This window comes from Micromonospora sp. NPDC049204, from assembly GCF_040647935.1.
GTDB lineage: Bacteria > Actinomycetota > Actinomycetes > Mycobacteriales > Micromonosporaceae > Micromonospora.
Genome location: NZ_JBEZDC010000015.1, coordinates 95,364 through 119,056 on the forward strand (window position 1 = coordinate 95,364; position 23,693 = coordinate 119,056).

Annotated in this window: 22 protein-coding genes; 5 read left to right on the forward strand and 17 right to left on the reverse strand. The window is 71.6% G+C overall.

All coding sequences use genetic code 11. The annotated features are described in order from the left end of the window. Window positions 1-223 precede the first annotated feature (223 nt). The 3 genes from AB0A90_RS25610 to lysS all read right to left on the reverse strand — a co-directional run bounded on the left by AB0A90_RS25610 (window position 224) and on the right by lysS (window position 5,243). Entirely contained in the window at window positions 224-2,767 is a 2,544-nt protein-coding gene (locus AB0A90_RS25610) for an ATP-dependent Clp protease ATP-binding subunit (RefSeq protein ID WP_357252797.1), read from the reverse strand. A 510-nt stretch (window positions 2,768-3,277) separates the two neighbouring features. After that, window positions 3,278-3,622, reverse strand: coding sequence for an Lsr2 family protein (locus tag AB0A90_RS25615; RefSeq protein WP_110563841.1), 345 nt, complete (start codon window positions 3,620-3,622; stop codon window positions 3,278-3,280). A 112-nt stretch (window positions 3,623-3,734) separates the two neighbouring features. After that, window positions 3,735-5,243, reverse strand: a complete 1,509-nt coding sequence (gene lysS, locus AB0A90_RS25620; protein ID WP_357252800.1) for a lysine--tRNA ligase — start codon at window positions 5,241-5,243, stop codon at window positions 3,735-3,737. Between the two features lie 88 nt (window positions 5,244-5,331). On the opposite strand from lysS, the gene AB0A90_RS25625 reads away from it, so the two are divergent. Beyond that, a complete protein-coding gene (locus AB0A90_RS25625; protein WP_357252803.1) occupies window positions 5,332-6,072 on the forward strand; it encodes a class I SAM-dependent methyltransferase in 741 nt (246 codons plus the stop codon). Between the two features lie 15 nt (window positions 6,073-6,087). Here AB0A90_RS25625 and AB0A90_RS25630 read toward each other — a convergent pair whose 3' ends face one another. The 8 genes from AB0A90_RS25630 to AB0A90_RS25665 form a co-directional block, all read right to left on the reverse strand. Beyond that, a complete protein-coding gene (locus tag AB0A90_RS25630; RefSeq protein WP_357067967.1) occupies window positions 6,088-6,846 on the reverse strand; it encodes a type III pantothenate kinase in 759 nt (252 codons plus the stop codon). Window positions 6,847-6,863: 17 nt separating this feature from the next. After that, the gene (nadC, locus tag AB0A90_RS25635; protein ID WP_357252806.1) at window positions 6,864-7,760 is read right to left on the reverse strand and encodes a carboxylating nicotinate-nucleotide diphosphorylase; all 897 of its coding nucleotides are present in this window, start codon (window positions 7,758-7,760) and stop codon (window positions 6,864-6,866) included. Beyond that, a complete protein-coding gene (locus tag AB0A90_RS25640; protein WP_357252809.1) occupies window positions 7,757-9,451 on the reverse strand; it encodes an L-aspartate oxidase in 1,695 nt (564 codons plus the stop codon). Before AB0A90_RS25640 ends, nadC begins: the two co-directional genes overlap by 4 nt. A 99-nt stretch (window positions 9,452-9,550) precedes the next feature. After that, entirely contained in the window at window positions 9,551-10,447 is an 897-nt protein-coding gene (locus tag AB0A90_RS25645; protein ID WP_357252812.1) for a septum formation family protein, read from the reverse strand. 96 nt (window positions 10,448-10,543) lie between these two features. Continuing rightward, window positions 10,544-10,972, reverse strand: coding sequence for an aspartate 1-decarboxylase (gene panD / locus AB0A90_RS25650; RefSeq protein WP_357252815.1), 429 nt, complete (start codon window positions 10,970-10,972; stop codon window positions 10,544-10,546). A gap of 43 nt (window positions 10,973-11,015) precedes the next feature. Further along, window positions 11,016-11,864, reverse strand: coding sequence for a pantoate--beta-alanine ligase (gene panC, locus AB0A90_RS25655; protein ID WP_357252818.1), 849 nt, complete (start codon window positions 11,862-11,864; stop codon window positions 11,016-11,018). Further along, the gene (locus AB0A90_RS25660) at window positions 11,861-12,844 is read right to left on the reverse strand and encodes a Rossmann-like and DUF2520 domain-containing protein (protein WP_357252821.1); all 984 of its coding nucleotides are present in this window, start codon (window positions 12,842-12,844) and stop codon (window positions 11,861-11,863) included. The genes panC and AB0A90_RS25660 overlap by 4 nt, the downstream gene beginning before the upstream one ends. Window positions 12,845-12,956: 112 nt before the next feature. Further along, window positions 12,957-13,529: a TetR family transcriptional regulator gene (locus AB0A90_RS25665; protein WP_357252824.1), complete on the reverse strand. Its 573-nt coding sequence runs from the start codon at window positions 13,527-13,529 to the stop codon at window positions 12,957-12,959. A 119-nt stretch (window positions 13,530-13,648) separates the two neighbouring features. Between AB0A90_RS25665 and AB0A90_RS25670 the strand changes: the two genes are divergently transcribed. The 3 genes from AB0A90_RS25670 (at window position 13,649) to AB0A90_RS25680 (ending at window position 17,036) form a co-directional block, all read left to right on the forward strand. Then, a complete protein-coding gene (locus AB0A90_RS25670; protein WP_357252827.1) occupies window positions 13,649-14,560 on the forward strand; it encodes an SDR family oxidoreductase in 912 nt (303 codons plus the stop codon). Window positions 14,561-14,625: 65 nt separating this feature from the next. Further along, the gene (locus tag AB0A90_RS25675) at window positions 14,626-15,852 is read left to right on the forward strand and encodes an SAM-dependent methyltransferase (RefSeq protein WP_357252831.1); all 1,227 of its coding nucleotides are present in this window, start codon (window positions 14,626-14,628) and stop codon (window positions 15,850-15,852) included. Beyond that, on the forward strand, window positions 15,849-17,036 hold the full coding sequence (locus tag AB0A90_RS25680) for an NADH-quinone oxidoreductase subunit D (protein WP_357252834.1): 1,188 nt from the start codon (window positions 15,849-15,851) through the stop codon (window positions 17,034-17,036). Before AB0A90_RS25675 ends, AB0A90_RS25680 begins: the two co-directional genes overlap by 4 nt. An 18-nt stretch (window positions 17,037-17,054) precedes the next feature. Here AB0A90_RS25680 and AB0A90_RS25685 read toward each other — a convergent pair whose 3' ends face one another. The 4 genes from AB0A90_RS25685 to AB0A90_RS25700 all read right to left on the reverse strand — a co-directional run bounded on the left by AB0A90_RS25685 (window position 17,055) and on the right by AB0A90_RS25700 (window position 21,682). Next, entirely contained in the window at window positions 17,055-18,944 is a 1,890-nt protein-coding gene (locus AB0A90_RS25685) for a hypothetical protein (protein WP_357252837.1), read from the reverse strand. 108 nt (window positions 18,945-19,052) lie between these two features. Further along, entirely contained in the window at window positions 19,053-20,057 is a 1,005-nt protein-coding gene (locus AB0A90_RS25690; protein ID WP_357252840.1) for a glycine betaine ABC transporter substrate-binding protein, read from the reverse strand. Window positions 20,058-20,258: 201 nt separating this feature from the next. Beyond that, window positions 20,259-20,999, reverse strand: a complete 741-nt coding sequence (locus tag AB0A90_RS25695) for an ABC transporter permease (protein WP_357252843.1) — start codon at window positions 20,997-20,999, stop codon at window positions 20,259-20,261. Continuing rightward, on the reverse strand, window positions 20,996-21,682 hold the full coding sequence (locus tag AB0A90_RS25700) for an ABC transporter permease (RefSeq protein ID WP_357252846.1): 687 nt from the start codon (window positions 21,680-21,682) through the stop codon (window positions 20,996-20,998). The genes AB0A90_RS25695 and AB0A90_RS25700 overlap by 4 nt, the downstream gene beginning before the upstream one ends. Window positions 21,683-21,684: 2 nt before the next feature. Here AB0A90_RS25700 and AB0A90_RS25705 point away from each other — a divergent pair, with 2 nt between their 5' ends. Beyond that, a complete protein-coding gene (locus AB0A90_RS25705) occupies window positions 21,685-22,689 on the forward strand; it encodes an ATP-binding cassette domain-containing protein (protein WP_357252848.1) in 1,005 nt (334 codons plus the stop codon). Window positions 22,690-22,783: 94 nt separating this feature from the next. Here the strand turns inward: AB0A90_RS25705 and AB0A90_RS25710 are convergent, their stop codons facing one another. Together AB0A90_RS25710 and AB0A90_RS25715 are read right to left on the reverse strand one after the other, a co-directional pair. Continuing rightward, window positions 22,784-23,287, reverse strand: coding sequence for a hypothetical protein (locus AB0A90_RS25710; protein ID WP_357252851.1), 504 nt, complete (start codon window positions 23,285-23,287; stop codon window positions 22,784-22,786). Window positions 23,288-23,340: 53 nt separating this feature from the next. Beyond that, window positions 23,341-23,649: a hypothetical protein gene (locus tag AB0A90_RS25715; RefSeq protein ID WP_357252855.1), complete on the reverse strand. Its 309-nt coding sequence runs from the start codon at window positions 23,647-23,649 to the stop codon at window positions 23,341-23,343. Window positions 23,650-23,693 lie beyond the last annotated feature (44 nt).

Below are 23,693 nucleotides of genomic sequence, written 5' to 3' on the forward strand. Positions count from 1 at the left end.
CACGCACGGGCGCGACACAGGCACGGGCGCGACACAGGCACGGGCGCGACACAGGCACGGGCGCGACACAGGCACGGGCGCGACACAGGCACGGGCGCGACACAGGCACGGGCGCTGGCGCGGCACCGGCGGTGCGGTGTGGGTGACCTTCGGGGTAGCGCAACGAGGGGCGGGGCCCCGATGGCTCACGCCATCGAGACCCCGCCCCGTACTGCTGGTTGTGCTACTCGTCCGTGGCCGCTGCGGCGGTGCCAGCGGCAGTGCCACCGAGGTCGGCCGGCACGGCGTCCGGAACTTCGACCGGCTTGTCCGCGCCCCGGAAGACGAGCTTGGACTTGTCGATGTCGTTCGGGTCGCCCTCGCAGTCCACCACGACGATCTGACCCGGGGTCAGCTCGTTGAACAGGATCCGCTCGGAGAGGTTGTCCTCGATGTCGCGCTGGATCGTGCGACGAAGCGGACGGGCACCGAGCACCGGGTCGAAGCCCTTCGCCGCCAGGTACTTCTTGGCGTTGTCGGTCAGCTCCAGACCCATGTCCTTGTTGCGCAGCTGGCCCTCGATCCGCTGGATCATGATGTCCACGATCGAGAGGATCTCGGTCTGACGCAGCTGGTGGAAGACGATGGTGTCGTCGATCCGGTTGAGGAACTCAGGCCGGAAGTGCTGCTTGAGCTCGTCGTTGACCTTCTGCTTCATCCGGTCGTAGTTGGACTCGGAGTCCTCCGACGCCTGGAAGCCCAGCGACACCGCCTTGGCGACGTCACGGGTGCCCAGGTTGGTGGTCAGGATGATGACCGTGTTCTTGAAGTCCACGATCCGACCCTGACCGTCGGTGAGCCGACCGTCCTCGAGGATCTGGAGCAGCGTGTTGAACACGTCCGGGTGGGCCTTCTCGATCTCGTCGAAGAGGACCACCGAGAACGGCCGACGCCGCACCTTCTCGGTCAGCTGCCCGCCCTCGTCGTAGCCGACGTAGCCGGGAGGGGCACCCACGAGCCGGGAGACCGTGTAACGGTCGTGGAACTCGGACATGTCCAGCTGGATGAGGGCATCCTCGCTGCCGAAGAGGAACTCGGCGAGCGCCTTGGACAGCTCGGTCTTACCGACACCGGACGGGCCGGCGAAGATGAACGAGCCCGACGGGCGCTTCGGGTCCTTCAGGCCGGCCCGGGTACGCCGGATCGCCTTCGAGACCGCCTTGACCGCATCCTCCTGGCCGATGACGCGCTTGTGCAGCTCGTCCTCCATGCGCAGCAGGCGAGAGGTCTCCTCCTCGGTCAGCTTGTAGACCGGGATGCCGGTCCAGTTGCCGAGCACCTCGGCGATCTGCTCGTCGTCAACCTCGCTGACGACGTCCAGGTCACCGGCCTTCCACTCCTTCTCCCGCTGGGCCTTCTGGCCGAGCAGCTGCTTCTCCTTGTCGCGCAGCTGGGCGGCACGCTCGAAGTCCTGCGCGTCGATCGCGGACTCCTTGTCGCGACGCACCTGGGCGATGCGCTCGTCGAAGTCACGCAGGTCTGGCGGCGCGGTCATCCGACGGATCCGCATCCGGGCACCGGCCTCGTCGATCAGGTCGATCGCCTTGTCCGGCAGGAAGCGGTCGGAGATGTACCGGTCGGCCAGCGTCGCGGCGGCCACCAGGGCGGCATCGGTGATCGAGACCCGGTGGTGCGCCTCGTACCGGTCGCGCAGGCCCTTGAGGATCTCGATGGTGTGCGCCAGCGACGGCTCACCCACCTGGATCGGCTGGAACCGGCGCTCGAGAGCGGCGTCCTTCTCCAGGTGCTTGCGGTATTCGTCGAGCGTGGTGGCGCCGATGGTCTGCAGCTCACCACGGGCCAGCATCGGCTTGAGGATGCTCGCGGCGTCGATCGCGCCCTCGGCGGCACCCGCACCCACCAGGGTGTGGATCTCGTCGATGAACAGGATGATGTCGCCGCGGGTGCGGATCTCCTTGAGCACCTTCTTGAGGCGCTCCTCGAAGTCACCGCGGTAACGGGAACCGGCGACGAGCGCACCCAGGTCGAGCGTGTAGAGCTGCTTGTCCTTGAGAGTCTCGGGCACCTCGCCCTTGATGATCTTCTGGGAAAGCCCCTCCACCACGGCGGTCTTACCGACGCCGGGCTCACCGATCAGGACCGGGTTGTTCTTGGTACGGCGGGAGAGCACCTGCATGACCCGCTCGATTTCCTTCTCGCGCCCGATGACCGGGTCGAGCTTGCCCTCGCGGGCGGCCTGGGTCAGGTTGCGGCCGAACTGGTCCAGCACCAGGCTGGTCGACGGCGCGGCCTCACCCGGCGCGGCGCCCGCCGCGGCAGGCTCCTTGCCCTGGTAGCCGGAGAGCAGCTGGATCACCTGCTGGCGGACCCGGTTGAGGTCGGCGCCGAGCTTGACCAGCACCTGGGCGGCGACGCCCTCGCCCTCGCGGATCAGCCCGAGCAGGATGTGCTCGGTGCCGATGTAGTTGTGGCCGAGCTGCAGCGCCTCGCGCAGCGACAGCTCCAGCACCTTCTTGGCCCGCGGCGTGAACGGGATGTGCCCGCTCGGCGCCTGCTGGCCCTGGCCGATGATCTCCTCGACCTGCTGGCGGACGCCCTCCAGGGAGATGCCGAGGCTCTCCAGGGCCTTTGCCGCGACGCCTTCACCTTCGTGGATCAGGCCCAGCAGGATGTGTTCCGTACCGATGTAGTTGTGGTTGAGCATCCGGGCCTCTTCTTGGGCCAGGACGACAACCCGTCGCGCTCGGTCGGTGAACCGCTCGAACATGCCCTCGTGCTCCTCACGTGCCGTGCGCCTTGATGGTCAAGATCTTGGCGGGGCCGGTGCACGAACGTCCGGGACGGGCGTCCGTGCCTCCTTACTCTATCGTCGCTGACCGACTCAGCTGAGGTCGTGTGTCTCCGGTCTGGGTCGGTTGCACGTCGTTTTGGACAACCGTCCGCGCTCAGGAGGTGTTCCGGTAGTCCTGTCGCTACGCGCAGAGCGAAATCCGACTGGCACGACCGGAGCCCGATCCGGGCCTCGGAAGCGCTCCGGAAGCCCCCGGAGGGGGTAAACCGGGCTTGCGACGACCGCTGCGCCCAACCCTGGGGAGGGTTGTCCACAGGCTGTGGATAGTTGCTCCACTGGTTGTGGACAACGTCGGTGGAGGCGGAATGCTTCCCGCACCGCGGACCCCTTACCGCGGACCCGGAGACGGCGACGCCGGCCCGGAGAACCACTCCGGCCCGGCGTCGGTGTCGCCTGTGGGGGCGACTGGCACCCACCGCTGATGGATCAGCGCTTCGCGTGGTACTCGTCAACGATCTCCTGCGGGATACGACCCCGGTCCGAGATGTCCTTGCCGGCCTTCTTGGCCCACTCCCGGATCGCCTTGTTCTGTTCCCGATCGGCGGTCGCGCCGCCCCGACCGCGAGCAGCACGCCCACCGATCACCACGCCGCCCCGGCCGACCTTGGTGCCGGCGCCCACGTACGAGGCAAAAGCGTCGCGCAATTTAGCAGCGTTGGCACTCGACAGGTCGATCTCGTACTGAACGCCGTCGAGGGCGAACTTGACGGTCTCGTCCGCGTCCCCGCCGTCCAGGTCATCGACCAGCTTGTGAATGATCTGCTTGGCCACGTCCCACATTCCTTTCGAGCAGGGCACTCCTGCTAACGAGAGCACAATAACCCCCGCAGTACTTGCCACGTCAATAGGATGCCGTTACGGCGTGGGGTGAGCCGGGCGCGCCCTACTCGGGGCGGACCAACGGGAAGAGGATCGTTTCCCGAATTCCGAGGCCGGTCAGGGCCATCAACATCCGGTCGATTCCCATTCCCATACCGCCGGACGGTGGCATTCCGTACTCCATCGCCCGCAGAAAGTCCTCGTCGAGGCGCATCGCCTCGTCGTCGCCACGGGCCGCGAGCTGCGCCTGGGCCACCAGCCGCTCCCGCTGGACGACCGGGTCGACCAGCTCGGAGTATCCGGTGCCCAGCTCGAATCCGAGCACGTAGAGGTCCCACTTCTCGGCCAGCCCCGGCTCACTGCGGTGGCCCCGGGTGAGCGGGCTGGTCTCCTCCGGGTAGTCCCGCACGAAGGTGGGAGCCACCAGGCTGGGGACGACCAACTCCTCGAACAGTTCCTCGGCCAGCTTGCCCGGCCCCCACTTCGGGTCGACCGCCAATCCCACCTTGTCCGCGTACTCCACCAGGCGGGATCGGTCGGTGCGGACCGTGACCTCCTCGCCGAGCGCTTCGGAAAGCACGCCGAAGAGTGTCACCGACCGCCACTCGCCGCCCAGGTCGAACTCGCGTCCGTCGGCGTGGGTCACCACCATCGAACCGCTGACCGCGATCGCCGCCTGTTGCACAAGATTACGGGTCAGCTCGCCGATCGTGTCGTAGTCGCCGTACGCCTGGTACGTCTCCAGCATCGCGAACTCCGGCGAGTGCGAAGAGTCGACACCCTCATTACGGAAGTTGCGGTTGATCTCGAAGACGCGGTCGACGCCGCCAACCACAGCGCGCTTGAGAAACAGTTCCGGAGCGATTCGCAGATACAGATCGGTGCTCAACGCATTGCTGTGGGTCACGAACGGTCGGGCCGTCGCACCACCATGCAGCAGTTGCAGCATCGGCGTTTCCACCTCGATGAAGCCCTGCCCGTGCAGTGAATCGCGCAGACTGCGCACGGCGGCGGCTCGGGTACGGACCATGTCCCGTGCCTGCGGCCGGACGATCAGGTCGACATAACGCTGCCGGACTCGGGCTTCCTCGGAGAGCGGCTTGTGCGCCACCGGCAACGGTCGCAGCGCCTTGGCGGTCATGTCCCACTGCTGCGCCAGCACCGACAACTCACCCCGACGACTGGTGATCACCTCACCGGTGACGCCGACCTGGTCGCCGAGGTCGACCAGGCGCTTCCACGCCTCCAACCGCTCCGGGCCGACCCGGTCCAGCGAGAGCATCGCCTGCAACTCGGTGCCGTCGCCGTCGCGCAGGGTCGCGAAGCACAGCTTCCCGGTGTTGCGTACGAAGATCACCCGGCCGGTGACCGCGACCTGGTCGCCGGTCGCGGTGTCGGTCGGCAGGTCGGCGTAGCGGGTCCGGATCTGCGCCAGGGTGGTCGTCCGGGCAAAGCCGACCGGGTAGGGCTCGATGCCCTCGGCGAGCATCCGGTCCCGCTTCTCCCGGCGGACCTTCATCTGCTCGGGAAGGTCGTCGGCGGGGTCCACTGGCACGGCGTTCTGCTCGCTCACGGCACGCTTCCTCAGGGAGTTTTCGGCGGGGTCAGCCCCTGAGCGTACTCATGCCGCCAGGGGGTCGTTACCGGATAACCTGCCCGTCATGGCGAATCACACTCAGGCCCTGTCGTTCGGTGCGGCGGCAGCGGAGTACGACCGGCTTCGACCCCGTTACCCGCAGGCCGCGGTCCGCTGGGCGCTGGAGGGACTGGGCGACGCCGCCCGGGTCGTCGACCTGGGCGCGGGCACCGGCATCCTCACCCGCGAGGTGCTCGCGCTCGGGCACGAGGTGACGCCGGTGGAACCCGATCCGGGCATGCGCGCCCAACTGGCGGTGGCCACCCCGGGCGTCGACTCCCTGGCTGGTGGAGCGGAGTCCGTTCCCCTGCCGGACGGGGCGGCGGACGCGGTGTTGGTCGGACAGGCCTACCACTGGTTCGACCGGGAGCGGGCACATGCGGAGATCGCCCGCGTGCTCCGGACCGACGGCACGTTCGCCCCGATCTGGAACATCCGGGACGATCGGGTCGAGTGGGTGGCCGAGCTGGGTCGAATCGCCCACATGGGCAGCAACGCCGACAACCTCATCGAGTCGGTGACCACGTTCGGCCCGGCGTTCGGCGACGTGGAGCTCGGTGAGTTCAGCCAGCGCACCGCCCTCACCGTGGACGAGGTCGTCGGCATGATGCGCACCCGCTCGTACTACCTCACCGCCGACCAATCGAGCCAGGAGGCCGTGGAGCGGGAGTTGCGCGACCTCCTCGCCACCCATCCGGACCTGGCCGGACGGGACCGCGTGGAGCTGCCGTACCGGACGCTTGTCTTCCGAGCCCGCCGGCGCTGACGGTCCACTGCGGCGTCAGAGGTTGCGCTCGTAGACCATCCGGAGGCCGATCAGCGTGATCATCGGCTCGTGGTGGGTGATGGTGCGACACTCGTTGATCACCAGGGAGGCCAGCCCGCCGGTGGCGATCACGGCCTTCACCTCGCCCAGCTCCTCGGTCATCCGCTCCACGATGCGGTCCACCTGCCCGGCGAAGCCGAAGTACAGGCCGGCCTGGAGGCACTCCACGGTGTTCTTGCCGATCACCGAGCGGGGCTTGGTGGCCTCGACCTTGCGCAGCTGGGCCGCCCGGGCGGCCAGCGCGTCGAAGGAGATCTCGATGCCCGGGGCGAACGCCCCGCCGAGGAACTCGCCGCGACCGCTGATCACATCGAAGTTGGTGGTGGTACCGAAGTCCACCACGATCGACGGCCCGCCGTAGAGGGAGTACGCGGCCAGCGTGTTCACCACCCGGTCGGCGCCCACCTCCTTCGGATTGTCGATCGCCAACTGCACCCCGGTCCGCACGCCCGGCTCGACGATCACGCTCGGCAGGTCGGCGTAGTAGCGGCCGAGCATGGTGCGCAGCGAGCGCAGCGCGGCCGGCACGGTCGAGCAGGCGGCCACGCCGGTGATCTCGACGTTGTCCCCGGCGAGCAGCCCGCGGAACATGAGGCCCAACTCGTCCGCCGTCGAGCGGGCATCGGTCTTGATCCGCCAGGAGTGCACCAGCTTGTCGCCGTCGAAGGTCGCCAGCACGGTGTTGGTGTTTCCGATGTCGATGCAGAGCAGCACGCACGCAGCCTAGACAACTAGTCGGTGCGCAGGTCCAGCGCGATGTCCAGGATCGGCGACGAGTGGGTCAACGCGCCCACCGAGAGGAAGTCGACGCCGGTCGCCGCGTACCGGCCCGCCACCTCCAGGGTCAACCCGCCGGTCGCCTCCAACTCCGCCCGGTCGCCCACCGCGGCCACCGCCTCGGCCAGCACCTCGGGCGTCATGTTGTCGCAGAGCAGGAAATCCGCCCCGGCCTCCACCGCCTCGACCGCCTCGTCGACAGTGGTCACCTCGACCTGCACCGGCACCTCCGGGAACGCCTCCCGGACCCGCCGGTACGCCGGCGTGATGCCCCCGGCTGCCAGCTTGTGGTTGTCCTTGATCATGGCCACGTCGTAGAGGCCCATCCGCTTGTTGGTGCCCCCACCGGCCCGCACCGCGTACTTCTCCAGCGCCCGCAGGCCCGGCGTCGTCTTGCGGGTGTCCAGCACCATCGCCTTCGTGCCGGCCAGGGCGTCGGCCCAGGCACGGGTGTGGGTGGCCACCCCGGACATCCGGCAGAGCAGGTTCAGCGCCGTCCGCTCGGCTGTCAGCAGCAGCCGGGTCGGGCCGGTCACCGTCGCCAGCACCGCGCCGCGGGCCACCCGCTCACCGTCGTGGGCCAACACCGACACCTCGACGGTACGACCGAAGCCGGTCACCTCGCCCACCAGCTCGAACACGGCGGCGGCCACCGCCATCCCGGCCAGCACCCCATCCGCGCGAGCCACCAGGTCGGCGGTGTCGGTCTGTTCCGCCGGAATGGTGGCCACGCTCGTGACGTCCAGGAAATCGGGACCCAGATCCTCGACCAGCGCGGTCTCGATCACCTGCCGCACCTGCGCCGGATCCAGCCCGCCCGCCCGCAACGCCGCCTCTGTCGATCCCGTCATGAGTTCGCCTCCCACTGTTGGCCCACCCGGCCCTCCGCCCCGACCGACCCGACCAGGTGACCCAGCCACCGTTCGTCGGCCGTCGGGAAGTCCTCCCGCCAGTGGCAGCCCCGGGTCTCGCCACGCGCGTACGCGGCGGCCACCAGCGTCGACGCCACCGTGAGCAGGTTGGTCGCCTCCCAGTCGGCGGTCCGGGGCCGGCCCCGGGCAACGCCCAACTCCCGCAGCGTTCCGGCGGTCCCCGCCAGCGTCGCCGCGGATCGGAGCACCCCGGCGCCCCGGGTCATCGCCCGTTGCAGGGTCGGCGTCGCCGCCGCGGGCAGCACCCAGCCCTCGCCTCCGCGCCAGGCGCCGGTGTCGGCCGGCTGAACCTGCTCGGGCAGGCCCGCCGCGATGTCCTCGGCGATCCGTCGGGAGAAGACCAGACCCTCCAGCAGCGAGTTGCTGGCCAACCGGTTCGCGCCGTGCACACCCGTGCAGGCCACCTCGCCGCAGGCGTACAGGCCCGGGATGGAGGTGCGGCCGCGCAGGTCGGTGCGGACACCGCCGGAGGCGTAGTGGGCGGCCGGCGCCACCGGGATCAGGTCGGTCGCCGGGTCCACGCCGATCGCCAGGCAGGACGCCACGATGGTGGGGAACCTGCCGGCCAGGAAGTCGCCGCCCAGGTGCCGTGCGTCGAGGAAGACGTGGTCATCGCCGGTGGCCAGCAACACCCGGTGGATGCCCTTGGCCACCACGTCCCGGGGTGCCAGCTCGGCCAACTCGTGCTGGCCCACCATGAACCGCTTGCCGTCGGCGTCCACCAGGTACGCGCCCTCACCGCGCAGCGCCTCGGAGACCAGCGGCTGCTGCGCGTGCCCGGCACCGGGCACTCCCGCGCCGGGCGGGGTGATCAGGGCGGTCGGGTGGAACTGGACGAACTCCACGTCGGTCACCGCCGCGCCGGCCCGCATCGCGAGCGCGACCCCGTCGCCGGTGGAGACCGCCGGGTTGGTGGTGGCCGCGAAGATCTGCCCCATCCCGCCGGTGGCGAGCACCACCGCGCGGGCCAGCAGCGCGCCGACGCCGTCCTCGCTGCCCTCACCGAGCACGTGCAGGGTGATCCCGCAGGCCGGGCCGAGCCCGTCCGGGCCGCCGCCCGGCGCTCGCAGCAGATCCAGGACCAGGGCGTGTTCGACAAGTCGGATCCACGGGTCGCGCTGCACCGCCGCGTGCAGCGCCCGCTGCACCTCCGCGCCGGTGGCGTCACCGCCGGCGTGCACGATCCGGTCCGCCCGGTGGCCGCCCTCGCGGGTCAACATCAACGATCCGTCCGGATGGCGATCGAACTCGGCGCCGATGCGCATCAGCTCCCGCAGCCGGGCCGGACCCTCCTCGACCAGCACCCGCACCGCCGCCGGGTCGCAGAGCCCGACCCCGGCGATCTGGGTGTCACGGGCGTGCGCCGCGGGGGTGTCCGTCGGGTCGAGCACGGCGGCGATGCCGCCCTGTGCCCACCGCGTCGAACCGTCGTCGATGTTGACCTTGGTGACCACCGTGACGTGCAGGCCCGCCTCCCGCAGGTGCAGCGCCGCGGTCAACCCGGCCACCCCGGAACCCACCACGATCACGTCGGTGGTCTCCACCCAGCCGGGCGCGGGCGCGGCCAGCAACGCGGGCAGGGCCGGCAGTTCGACGGTCGGAAGGTCCATCCCCCCAGTCAACCCGAACCATCCTCGCTCGGGGCGGCGGGGGCGGGACGAGTGTTTTGGACTACCCCGTCCGCCGCCGCGCCGGCCGTCAGCCGGTGGTCACTTCGTCCGGACCGGAAGGCCGGCCGGGCCGGTGCCCTTCAGCGAGGCGGTCACCGTACGGTCGCTGAGCCACAGGTAGCAGCGGACACCTCGGTCACCGACCCGCCAGCGCCCCGCACCCGGCGGACGGACCACCAACCCGCTGCGAAAGCGCAGGTCGACGTCGTCCGGCACACCCACGTACCGGCCGAGGACGCTGCGGCAGCCGGTGTAGAGCGGTTCCCAGTCGGCGTCGCGGGTCGGGTACGCCATCTCCGGTGCGCGCCACACCCCGACGAACTCGGCGTCGTGCCGTTGCGCGCACTCCACCGGAATCAGCGTGCGCACCCCCGCACCGGCCGCGGTGCGGGTCTGCTGGCAACCGAGGCGCAGCCCGGCAGGCCCCTTCAACGCGTCCCGCAGGCTGCCCGACCGGACCACAACGGTGGCCGCGGCCTCGACCGTGGTCAGCTCGGTCAGGTCACACCGGAACCACCGGGAACCGGCCGCCCAGCCCGGTCCCGAGGGCAACGCCACCGACAACCGCAGCCGGCCGGCCCGCCAGTCGTCGCCCACGTACCCGGTCGCCCGGGTGTCGCACTCGGTGAAGGCACCCCGCAACTCCGCCGAGCCACCCGCCGGCGCACTCGCCCGCTCGACCGGAAACGCCCCCACATGCACCGTTTCCAGCCGGTGCGGGCCCGCGCAGTCCACCGGCTCGTAGGCGGCCAGGGGGACCACATCGGTGAAGTCGGCGACCTGGCAGACACCGGCGGCCGGGGTGAACGCCGTCGCCGGCGGCAGCGCCGCCCAGTCGTCGGTCAGGTCACCGTCCAGGTCACCCGACCCGGCACACCCAGCGAGCAGCACCGCCGTCACGGCAGCGGCGAACACGGTCGTCCTGGCACTGCGCATAGCGGCCTCCCCCAGCCACCGACCGGCTTCCGCCAGCGCGCCAAGGGTAACCGGAAATGACCTTCCGGTAACAGACCGGAATCGCCTCGCGCGGGATCAGACTCCGGACACGGCCAACGGGCTGGGCACCGGGTGGCCGGCCGTGCCGGGCGCCACCGCGGCCGGGTCGGCACCCAACTCGAGAACCCGGTTGTCGGCGTCCACGTGCACCACCCGTGGGCGGTACGAGCGGGCCTCGGCGTTGTCCATCTGGGCGTACGAGATCAGGATGACCAGGTCACCGGGGTGCACCAGGTGCGCGGCGGCACCGTTGATGCCGATCACGCCGCTGCCCCGCACGCCGGGAATCACGTACGTCTCCAGCCGTGCGCCGTTGGTGATGTCCACGATCGCCACCTGCTCTCCGGGGAGCAGGTCGGCGGCGTCGAGCAGGTCCTCGTCCACCGTCACCGAACCGACGTAGTGCAGGTCGGCCTGGGTCACCGTGGCCCGGTGGATCTTCGACTTGAGCATGGTCCGCAGCATCGGGGTGGCCTTTCACGAAGTGGTGGAGGGTGGTGCGGCCCGGTCAGGGGCGGGGGGCGAGGTGGATCGCCGCGTTGTCGATCAAGCGGGTCGCGCCCACCCAGGCGGCGATCACCAGCCGCGCCGGCCCGGTGACCGGCCCCGGCTCCAACTCGGGGTCGGTGAGCACCAGGTAGTCGAGGCGGGCACCCGGCGTACCGGCACCGAACGCGGCGTGCGCGGCGGTCAGCACCGCACCCGCGTCCAGGCCGTCCTCGGCGGCCCGCGCACCGGCCCGCAACCCGGCGGACAGGCTCAGCGCCGCGGCCCGCTCCGACTCGCTCAGGTAGCGGTTGCGGCTGGACAGCGCCAACCCGTCCGGCTCCCGGACGGTCGGCACGCCGACCACCTCGACCGGCACGTCCAGGTCCCGGGTCATCCGCCGGACCAGGGTGAGCTGCTGGTAGTCCTTCTCGCCGAAGAACGTCAGGTCGGGTCGGGTGAGCTGGAGCAGCTTCAGCACCACAGTGAGCACCCCGTGGAAGAACCCGGGGCGGCTCGCGCCCTCCAACTCCGCGCCGAGCGGACCCGGGTCGAGGCGGACTTGGGGCTGGCCGTCCGGGTACATGTCCGCCACCGACGGGGCGAAGACGAGGTCAGCGCCCGCCCGCCGGCACACCTCCAGATCGGCGTCCAGGGTCCGTGGGTAGCGGTCGAAGTCCTCGTTCGGCCCGAACTGCAACGGGTTCACGAAGATCGTCACCAGCACGTGGTCGGCCTGTTCCCGGGCCGCGCGCAGCAACGTCTCGTGCCCCGAGTGCAGGGCACCCATCGTCATCACGACTCCGACCGTGCCCTTCAGAGCGGCCCGAGCCTCGGCCAGCTCCGCGCGCGAATGCACGAGCTGTGTCATAGTGCCCCCTCGGTTCGCGGGATCGGCTCACTCCTCGCGAGCACGCCGAGCAGCGACTGCGCGTCCACCGGCCGCAGTCGGCCGGCGGCGATCGCCCGGTCGGCGGTACGGCGGGCCAACGCGAGATAGGCGGGGACGGACTCCGGTGCGGTGGCGGCCAACCGGGCCAGGTGCCGCTGGACGGTGCCCGCGTCGCCCCGGGAGACCGGACCGGTCAACGCGTCGTCACCGAGGCGCAGCGCATTTTCCAGGGCGGCTCGTAGCAGCGGGGCCAGTACCTTCTCCGGTCGGGCCACCCCGGCGTCGCGCAGCCGGTCGGTTGCCTCGTTCACCAGGGTCACCAGGTGGTTCGCGCCGTGGGCCAACGCGGCGTGGTACAGCGGGCGGTCCGACTCGGCCACCCACTCGGGCACGCCGCCCAGGTCGGCGACCAGCCGGGCGGCGAGGGGGCGCAGCTCCGCCGGGGCGGTCACCCCGTACGAGATGCCCTCCAGCCGGGCCAGGTCGTCCGGCGTACCGGTGAAGGTCATCGCGGGGTGCAGAGCGAGTGGCCGGGCGCCGACCGCGGCGGCCGGCGACAGCACGGTCAGGCCGTGCGCGCCGGAGGTGTGCGCGACGATCTGACCCGGACGCAGCGCGCCCCGTTCGGCGAGGTCGGCCACCACACCGGCCAACGCGTCGTCCGGCACCGCGATCAGCAGCAGGTCGGCGGCGGCGTGGGCGACGGCGGCGGCCGGGCGGCGGGGCACCTCGGGCAGCAGCAGGGCGAGGCGGGCCTGGCTGGCCCCGGAGTCGCCGGTGACGGCGACCACGCGGTGCCCGGCGGCGACGAGTGCGGCGCCCAGGACGGCTCCGACCCGACCGGCGCCAACGACGCCGACGGTGAGCAGGCGGGAGGAGGGGGCGCCGATGACGGCGCGATCCCGCGATGCGGCGGACCCGTGCGGGGCTGCCGGACGCGGGCGCAACGGTGCGCTCATGACGACGATCCAGTCCACGAGGAGGGGTACCGGTCGATCGCAAGTATGCGCCCGGCCTGCCGAACCAGGACAAGCATGTGTGAAAACGTTCACCACTGACGGAAGGCCTCCGTCAACGCCGCCCTGGGGCGGACGTGACGGCACGCAGTTCGGTGGCCACCTCGGTGATCAGGTCGGCGAGCGAGGCGTCGCTGTCGGGCGCGACCCAGCGCGCGTACGCGACGCGGAAGACCGTGACACCGGACTCGGTGGCCAGGGTGGCCGTGCTCTCGTCGAGGCCCTTGGCGCGCAGGGCGACGGTGACCGCAGCTACCAGTGCGCCTGTCTTGCGCAGCTCGCGCTCCTGCAGCTCGGGGCTGCTCTGAATGATGGATTGACGCATCCGGACCCGTTCAAGGCGGTCGGCGAAGATTTCTTCCGCTGCCCGGCGGAAGGCGGCGACGACCGCCTCGAAGGGGGCAGCGTCCGTCTCGACCACCGCTTTGACCAGGATCTCCTCCAGCTGCCCGCTGCCGCTGAAGAGCGCCTCGCGCTTGTCGCCGAAGAGCCGGTAGAAGGTCCGCTTGTCGACGCCGGCTCGGGTGGCGATGTCGGCGACGGTGGTCTCCTCGAAGCCGCGCTCACGGAACAGCTCGAAGGCGGCCGCCTCCAGGCGGCCGCGCGCGTCCGGTTGCCAGCGGGCCATCCGGCCATGGTATCTGATGTCACACTGCGACATTCTTTCGTCTGAGCCATGTCATCTTGCGACATCACGAGATACGGTCATGTCGCAAGGTGACATCACCCTCCCACGAAGGAACTGCCATGCGCGTATTCGTCACAGGTGCCTCCGGCCATCTCGGCTCCGCGGTCGTACCGGCACTGCTCTCCGCCCGACACGACGTTGTCGGCCTGGCCCGCTCCGACACGTCCGCCGCCGCGATCGAGAAGCTCGGCGCCGAGGCGCGCCGCGGCGACCTCTCCGACCTCGACCTGCTCCGTGCGGAAGCGGCCGCCTCCGACGGGGTGATCCACCTGGCGTTCCGCCACGACCTGATGCTGACCGGCGACATGGCCGGCGCGGCCGAGGTCGACCTGGACGCGCTCAGGGCGCTCGCCGACGGTTTGGACGGCTCCGGCAAACCGCTGATCGGCACCAGCGGGACGGCCATGCTCGCGCTGGGCGGCGTCGTCGGCCGCCCCGGCACCGAACGCGACGCCTTCCCGAGCGGCGGCTACCGGATCGACGCGGAGAACTTCGTCGCCGGCCTCGCCTCCCGCGGTGTGCGCGGTGCCGTCGTCCGGCTCGCGCCCACCGTGCACAGCCCGCTCGACCAGTACGGCTTCATCACCGTTCTCATCGCTGCCGCACGCCGGAACGGGTACGCCGCCTACGTCGGCGACGGCGCCAACCGGTGGCCGGCCGTGCACACGCTCGACGCGGCCGAGCTCTACCGGCTCGCCCTCGTCAGGGCCCCGGCCGGTACGCGCCTGCACGCAGCAGCCGACGAAGGTGTTCCCTTCCAGCAGATCGCCGCTGCCATCGGCCGAAACCTCGACATCCCGGTCCGGAGCATCAGCGCCGACGAGGCGAACGACTACTTCGGCTTCCTCGGGTCGTTCGCGCAGATGGACAACCCGACGTCATCCGCGATCACGCGCGAACTGCTGGGCTGGGTCCCCACCCACCCCGGCCTGATCGCCGACCTGGACGAGGGGCACTACTTCCAGGCCTGAACCACGGACGGCGGCCCGGACCGTAGGGTCGGCACGGTGACCCACGCTCAACTCGGAGTGAACTGATGTCGACCCTCTGGCGGGACGCCATGAGCCGGGCCCTCTACGGGCCGGGCGGCTTCTTCGTCACCGGCACCGGGCCGGCCGACCACTTCCGTACCAGCGTGCACGCCTCCCCAGCCTTCGCCACCGCCGTGCTGCGCCTGATCTCGGAGGTGGACACCGCACTCGACCATCCGCCACGGCTCGACGTGGTCGATGTCGGGGCTGGGCGTGGGGAGCTTCTGCACAGCCTGCTCAGGCTCGTCGCAGCGGAACCGGCCGTCGGGGTTGCGGTGGGGGTTTCCGCCCGTCCGCTGGGAGAGGAGCCGTCGTCCGGCACGGTCCGTCCGTCGCTCGCGGAGCGGGTGCGCTTCAGAGCAGTCGAGTACGCCGACCGCCCGAAGAACCTGCCCGAAGAGATCAACTGGACAGCCGAGATCCCGACCAAGATCACCGGAGTGCTACTGGCCACCGAGTGGCTGGACAACGTCCCCCTGGACGTGGCAGTGAACACCGAAGACGGCTGGCGGTACGTGCTGGTCGACCCCGAGAACGGCACCGAAACGGTTGGTGACCCACTCAGCCCCGCTGATCTTGACTGGTTGACGAGGTGGTGGCCCAGCCCCACGAGCCCGCCCAGCACGGACAGCGAACCGGATCGGGGGGTGACCTCAACGGGCGCGACAAGCGAGAGCGAGTCGGGTTTCGGGGCAGCCCGGCCGGCGCAGGGATCAAGCCTGACCGCCCGGAGCCGGCCGGGCTGCCCCGAAACCCCCCACAGCAACCACCCACGAGCCGAAATCGGCCGAAGCAGAGATGAGGCGTGGGCCAACGCGGTGCAGAAGATCGAGCGGGGAATAGCAGTCGCCGTCGACTACGGGCACGTGAGCGAGGCACGGCCGGTGCACGGGACCCTGACGGGTTACCGGGCTGGACGGCAGGTGCCTCCGGTGCCGGACGGGTCGAGTGACGTCACCGCCCACGTCGCCATGGACTCGGTCGCCTCCGCCGGTGCGGCGGTCGCCCGGTGTGCGTACTCCCTGGTTTCGCAGCGGGAGGCGCTGCGGGCGCTCGGGGCGGACGGCGGCCGACCGCCGATCGGCCTGGCCGGCACCGACCCGGCGGGGTACGTGCGGGCGTTGGCCGCCGCGTCGGCGGTGGCCGAGCTGACCGACCCGGCCGGGCTCGGCGGGCACCTGTGGCTGCGCCAACCGGTCGGCATCCCGCTCGGCCCGGCCGTGGCACGATGACGGGCATGACCACCGACGCCGGGGACCTCCGTGAACTGACCGTCGGCACCGGGGCCGGCCTGATCGCCGGCACCGGTGATCAGCAGCTCGGCACCGACATGGTGCTGAACATCGGCCCGCAGCACCCCAGCACACACGGCGTGCTGCGACTCAAGCTGGTGCTCGACGGTGAGCGGGTGGTCTCCTGCGAACCGATCATCGGCTACATGCACCGGGGCGCGGAGAAGCTCTTCGAGGTACGCGACTACCGGCAGATCATCGTGCTGGCGAACAGGCACGACTGGCTCTCGGCGTTCTCCAACGAGCTGGGTGTGGTGCTCGCGGTGGAACGCCTGATGGGCATGGAGGTGCCGGAGCGGGCCACCTGGCTGCGGATGGCCCTCGCGGAGTTGAACCGGGTGCTCAACCACCTGATGTTCCTCGGTTCGTACCCGTTGGAGATCGGGGCGATCACGCCGATCTTCTACGCCTTCCGGGAACGGGAGACCATCCAGGCGGTGATGGAGGAGGTCTCCGGCGGCCGGATCCACTACATGTTCAACCGGGTGGGCGGCCTCAAGGAGGAGGTGCCGTACGGGTGGACCGGGCGGGCCCGCGCGGCGATCGGCGAGGTACGTCGGCGGCTGCCCGACCTGGACCACCTGATCCGGCGCAACGAGATCTTCCTGGCCCGCACCGTGGGCGTGGGCGTGCTCTCTGCCGCCGACGCCGCCGCGTTCGGGGCGTCCGGGCCGGTGGCCCGAGCCTCCGGGCTCGACCTGGACCTGCGCCGCGACGACCCGTACCTGGCCTACGACGAGCTGGACGTGCCGGTGGTCACCAAGACCGCCGGGGACTGCCACGCCCGCTTCGAGGTGCTGCTGGACCAGGTGTACGCGTCGCTGGACCTCGCCGAGCAGTGCCTGGACCGGGTGGACCAGTTGACCGGGCCGATCAACACCCGGCTGCCGAAGGTGCTCAAGGCGCCGGAGGGGCACACGTACGCCTGGACGGAGAACCCGCTCGGCATCAACGGCTACTACCTGGTGTCGCGGGGTGAGAAGACGCCGTGGCGGTTGAAGTTGCGCACCGCCTCGTACGCGAACGTGCAGGCGCTGGCCACCCTGCTGCCCGGCTGCCTGGTACCGGACCTGATCGCGATCCTCGGCTCGATGTTCTTCGTGGTCGGCGACATCGACAAGTGAGCCGGGTCGCCTGAGCGTTCAGCGCCAGCGGTCGCCGGGTGGCGCGCCACCGGCACGCGGCGCGTCGTCCTGCGGCGGGTAGCCGTAGCGCTCGTCGACTCGCCGCCGGCCGGTCCGCTCCGGCGCGGGTTCGGCCTGGTGACCGCGCTGGCGCGGCGGGCGCCACTCGTCCGGCACGGGAACGCCGCCCACCGGCAGCGCCGGCCGGTCCGCCGGCTCGGCCCGGTGGTACGACTCGCGCTCCTCGCTCCGACGCGGCGCCCCGTAGCGGCGCGGCTCGTCCTGCTGACGCGGCTGCTCCGGGCGGCGCGGCTCGTCGTAGCGACGCGGCTGCTCCGGGCGGCGCGACTCCTCCGGGTGGCGCGGCTGCTCGGGGCGGCGCGGCTGCTCGTGCTGGCGGGGTTCCTCGTGGCGGACCTCGGCCCAGCGGTCGGCCACCCGGTACTCGGTGCCGGTGGCGTCGGCGCGTACCTCGGCCCGGCGTTCGCCGACCCGCAGCTCGCGGCCGTTCTCGTCGTCGCGGACGGCGGCCCACCGGTCACCGGCCCGCAGCTGTGACCAGTACTCGCCCGTGTCGTCGGCCCGCAGCGGCGGCCCGGGCTCAGGTGCGGCCGCAGCCGCCCGATCGCGCTGGTCCGACCAGCCGCGATCGTCCGGGTTGTCCCAGGAGTCCGAGGTCGGCCCCTCCGGCGCGTGGTGCGCCCTGGCGGCCGGGCCGGGCTCGTCGGGCTGGGCGTACCTGTCGCGCGGATCGGTCCACTCCGGCTCGTCGCGGTGACCCGCCCAGCCCGGCTCGTTGCCGTCGGGACCGTGTCGGTCGGCGCGTCGACCCGACGCCTCCCGCGCGCCACTCCACTCGGGCTCCCCACCGGTCGGGCGCTGCGGCCCCCACGCGCGGTCGTCGCCGGGGCGGGCACGGTCGTCGTCGGGGCGTCGGTCGTCGTCGTACCGGCCTCGGGGGCGCTCCGCCGCCTCGCCCCTCGGTCGGCCGGCCGCGCGGGCCTGCTCGTCCGCTCCACCGCCCCGGGTCCACGCCTGCGCCGGTGGGGTCCACCGGCCCGGGTACTCGCCGTCGTAGCGCCCGGCCGGCTCGGCCGGCCCGCCGTCCACCACCGTGTGCCTTGTGGTGACGTGCACGGTTTCGGTGTGCCGGACCACGCCGACCGGCCGGTGCGCCGGCTCGGGGCGGTCGTGCTCCCGGGGACGGGCCGACCCGTGCCCGGGGTCGGCTGGGCGCGCTGCGCCGTACGTCCTCGCGGCTGCGCGTGGCTCCGCGGCCTCCCGTGGGTAGGCGGGCTCGTCGTCGTCCGGGCGCCCGGGACGGCTCCACCGGGACGCGTCGTCCGCTCCGGACACCCGGGCCCGGCCCGGCGGTGCGTCACCCGGTGCCTGGACGCGGCTACGGGCCACCGCCGCGTTGTCCACCGGCGGCTCGACACTCGGCACCCGCGCCCGGCCGGGGCCTGGCGGCTCCGCGACGGGGGCGGCGGCGGCACCGACGGGGGCAGCGGCACCGACGGGGGCGGCGCCGGCGAGAGCGGCACCGCTGGCGTCCAGCCGGCGACGGATCGTGGCGATCCCCTCCTGCGCCCGGTGCGCCTGGTCGAGCGCCTGGCTACCGCGCTGCGTGGCGGCGGCGATCTCGGTCCGCAGCTCCCGGCGAAGCTCCTCGATCTCATCCAGCAGTTCGTCGGCTCGCGCGCCCTCACCGTCGGGCCGCAGCGCGATGGAGAGGCCGATCAGCACCACCGCGACGATGGCGAGCACGGCGGCGAAGCGCAGCGGGCCGTTACCGTCGGCGACCAGCAGGATCAGCGCCGCCACCGGCGCGAGAGCGACGCCCGCCCAGAAGAGCACGGTCAGCAGCGATGGTCGACGCCGGGCGTCGGAGGTGGCCGGGGCTGGCATGGATGTGCAGCCTACCGACGAGCCTCATCGGAGGGAACGGGGTCCCGGTACGCGCGGACGCCCCCGCCCGGTCAAGGCGGGGGCGTCCTCAGCACGCCCGGCGAGGGCTCAGCTGGTGGCGAAGGCGCCGTCCGAGGAGAAGATCAGGCCCACGCTGATCGTGCCGTCCCGCAGACCGCTCTTGGTGAGCGGTCCACCCTGGTCCAGCGAGGAGAACGAGCCGACCTTCAGCCCGTACGTCTTCTCCAGACCCGGCTTGCAGAAGGCCCGCTGTTCGCACTCCGGCGGGCCACCCAGCACGGTCGCACTGCCGGAGCACTTGGCGGCGAACTCGGACAGGGTCCGCACGCCGTACTTGTCGGCGAACTCCTGGGTGACGGCGAAGGCGTTCTGGTCCTGGGCGGCGGCCGGGGTGCCGAAGGTGATGCCCACCTTGTCGCCCTCGGCCTTGAGCGCGGTCACCGTGGTGTTGATGTCGGGCGAGGAGATCGGCGGCGGAGTGCCGCCCTTGGCCTTGGTGTTGAGGAACTCGGCCATGGTCGCCGCGTACTCCGGGACGACCTGGATCTCACCCTTTTCCAGTGCCGGCTCGTACAGCTCGCGGTTGCCGATCTGCTGCACCTTGACCTGGTATCCGGCGGCCGTGAGCGCGATCCGGTACAGCTCACCCAGGATCTGACTCTCGGCGAAGTTGGCGGCCCCCACCACGATGTCGCCGCCCGGCCCCTTGGCGATGCCCGCGGTGACGTTGTTGGCGCTGGCGAACTCCTCGGCCGCCACCTTGGCGGTCTTGCGGTCCTCGTTGACCGCCTTGTTGAGCTGGACCAGCTTCGGGGTGTCGAGTACGGCGGAGACCTTGTCCAGTGCGGCGATCAGCTGCGGATTGGCCGCCTTGCTGTTGACCGCCGGGATGACGTTGTCGGAGTTCTGGAGCTTCTTGTCATCCTGCAGAGCGATGAGCTGCTTGCCGGCGACCGGAGCGCATCCGGCGCCGGAGGCGCTCGACTGGGGTGCGTCGGTGCCGGACGAGCCGGCGTCACCGCAGCCGGTGAGAAGAGCTGCCCCGGCGACGGCGCCGATCGCGCCGATCGCCAGACGTGTACGTGCGCGCATGTGCCCGCCTTCCGTGTCCCGGCGCGGCCCGTCCCGGGCCGGCCGCGTGTCCGACGGGCGATCCTGACTGTCGGTCGCCCGCGAATGTCCACCCAACATGCTCCGCAACCGACCGACAACCTGGGATGGACTTCGTCACCTCATCGTCACCGATCCGACCAGCTTCGGTGGCCGACCTGACGCGGGGCTCACCCGGACGGGTCAGGCGCGCCCGGTGGCGTCCGCGGCTCGGGGCCGACCCAGTCGCTGTCGTCCGCGGCGCAGCGGACGGGGGGTTACCAGGCGTTCGACACCGCCGAGGACCACCTCGGCCAGCAGCGCGAGCCCGGCCACCAGCACACCACCGGCGACGATCTGGCCGCCGCCGGCGGCGATACCGATGCCGAAGCCGGTCCGGATGATCTGGCCCAGGCCGCCGCCGTTGACGAATGACGCAAGCGCGGCGGTCGCGATCACCTGGACCGCGGCGGTCCGGAAGCCGGCGGCCAGGTAGGGCACCGCGAGCGGCAACTCGACGCGGCGCAGCAACTGCCCGCCGGACAGGCCCATCCCCCGGGCCGCGTCGCGGGCCTCCGCATCCACCTGCCGGACCCCGGTGTACGCGTTGGCCAGCAGCGGCGGCACGGCGAAGACGGCGAGCGCCACCACGACCGGCGTCCGCCCGAAGCCGCTGGCGAAGGCCACCGGCAGGATGGTGAGCAGCGCCAGGGTGGGGATGGCCAGGGTGGCGTTGGACACCAGCACCACCAGGCCACCGCCCCGGCCGAGGTGCCCCAGCCAGAGCCCCAGCGGCCAGGCCACCAGGCAGCCGAGGGCCACCGCCAGGGCCGAGATCGTCAGGTGCTCACCGAGCCGGTCCAGCATCCCGCCGGGGTTGGTCCAGTTGAGTGGGTCGTTGATCCAGGTGATCGCCTGGCCGATCGGGTTTGCCGCGACGGTCACCGTGCCCTCCGGGCGGACCAGGGGGTCACCAGCCGGGCGACCAGGACGAGCAGGAGGTCGAGCACGAGCGCGAGGGCCACGCAGAGCAGCGCGGCGGTCATGATCTCGGCCTTGTAGAGGTTGTTCTGGAAGCCCGCGAAGATCAACTGACCGAGGCCGCCATGCCCGACGAGTACGCCGACTGTGACCAACGCCACCGTCGAGACGGTAGCCAGCCTTACCCCGGTCACGATGCCCGGGAGCGCCAGCGGCAGGTCGATCCGGAACAGTCGGCCCCAGCGGCCGTACCCCATCCCCTCGGCGGCCTCACCGACCTCCGGGGGCACCTGGTTGAGGCCGGCCACCACGTTGCGCACGATCAGCAGCAGCGCGTAGAGCACCAGCCCGACCAGTACGGTGGTGGTCCCGGTGCCCAGGTAGGGCGCGACGAACGCGAAGAGCGCCAATGACGGGATGGTGTAGACGATCCCACTGACGGCCAGGATCGGACCGGCGAGCGGCCGGAACCAGTACGCCAACACGGACAACGGCAGCGCGATCAACACCGCGAGCAGCACCGCCCGCCCGGTGAGGGAGGCGTGTTCGCGCACGGCGGCGAGGATCGTGTCAGAGTTGTCCCGCACGTACTGCCAGGAGAACCAGGGGTTACCCGGGTCGGCCCGGTAGCTCAGGCGGAAGGACATACGTGGACGTTACCCCGAAGGCTGCCGACGCGGCCCGATCCCCTCGCGCGGCGTCGATCTCCCTACAGGGCATCCAGAAGCGCTACCCGAACGGCACCGAGGCCGTCCGGGAGCTCAGCCTGGACGTCCGGGCCGGCGAGCTGGTGGTGCTGATCGGCCCGTCCGGCTGCGGCAAGTCGACGGTACTGCGCATGATCAACCGCCTGATCGAGCCGACCGCCGGCCGGATCACGCTCGGCGACGAGGACGTCACCGACGTCGACCCGGTCCGGCTGCGCCGCCGCATCGGTTACGTGATCCAGAACGTCGGCCTCTTTCCACACCAGACGGTCCGCGCCAACGTGGCCACCGTGCCGGGCCTGCTCCGGTGGCCCAAGCGCCAGACCCGGGACCGGGTCGACGAGTTGCTCGACCTGGTCGGCCTGGACCCGGCCCAGTTCGGTGGCCGCTACCCGCACGAGCTCTCCGGTGGCCAGCGGCAACGGGTCGGGGTGGCCCGCGCGCTCGCCGCCGACCCGGTGGTGCTGCTGATGGACGAACCGTTCTCGGCCGTCGACCCGATCGTCCGTACCCGCCTGCAGGAGGAGTTCCTGCGCCTTCAGGCCGAGGTCCGCAAGACGACGGTCCTCGTCACCCACGACCTCGACGAGGCGGTCCGGCTCGGCGACCGGATCGCGGTGCTCTCCGAGGGCGGGCACCTGGAGCAGTACGACACACCGGCCGCCCTGCTCGGCGCACCCGCCACGCCGTTCGTCCGCGAGTTCGTCGGAGCCGACCGGGGCATCCGCCGGCTGGCGGTGACCCCGCTCGACCGGGAGTCGCTGGAGCCCGTACCCGGTGACGCCGCCGCGGACCTGCCCACGGTGGCACTGGACGGCACCGCCTACGACGCGCTGGCGGTGCTGCTCACCTCGGGACGGGACCAGCTCGTGGTGACCGACGCCGGCCGCCCGGTGGGTGCGCTCAGCCGACACCGCCTGCTCGACCTGGGCCGACCGGCGAAGTGACCGGACGGCGACCGGGCTGCCGCCGTCGGCGGCCCGGTCCCGGCCGCCCCAAACGACCGCGTCGGGCCAGGTCAGGCGCGACCGCGGGGCCAGGTCAGGCGCGACCGCCGAGGCTGGCGGTGCCGATGATCCATCCGGTGAGGAAGCCGTAGCCGGCGCCGGTGCTGGCGTCCTGTAGGGCACCCAGCAGCGACGGATCCGGGCTGAGCAGGGCCGCCAGCACGGCGGCGAGCCCACCGGCGAGCACGTAGGCGGCCCAGCCGGAGAGGAACTGGCTGACCGAGCCGGGCACCCGGGCCACCTGAGCGGCGGGCAACAGGTAGAGCAGGGCGACCGCGAGGACCACCAGCAGCACGGCCCGCAGGTCGGCGGCGAAAAGGCCCCCGGCCTGCCCGTCCGCGTCGAGCCGCCAGGCCGGCCACGCGAGCAGGCGCAGATAGAAGGCGCCGGCCGACTCCGGGTCGGTCTGGGTTGCGGCCCAACGGGTGTACGCCGGACTGCCACAGATCCCGACCAGCAACAACACGGCGAGCGCGCCGGTGCCGGCGGCCGTGCCGTAGCGGCTGACCGGACCGGAGCGGTGGAAGATCGACGCCATCCGCCCAGGTCCCGAACCGGTCGTTCGAGCGGACCTGGGCTGCCCCGAGCGGTTCAGTGCTTCATCAGGTAGTCGATGAACGCGGCCCGCAGCAGCGGCGCGGACTCCTCGTAACCGTGACCGGTCAGCTCCCGCCACAGCGCGTTGGCCTCGTCGATGGTCGGGCCGATCGAGTTCGGTGCACCGTCCAGCACCGTGGCCTCGTCCGCGTTCGGCAGGCGCCGCAGCACCGACCAGTAGAACTTGACGTCGCGACGCTCCCGGGCCAGGGCGAACGCCCGCTCCCGCAACTCCTCGGTGGACAGCGCGTCAAGCTCGGCGAACGAGGTTCCGCCGGGGGTGGCGGCAGGTGTGTCGGTCATGTCGCCGAGCCTAACGGTCGAGATCAGCTCCGGCTCGGCGGACG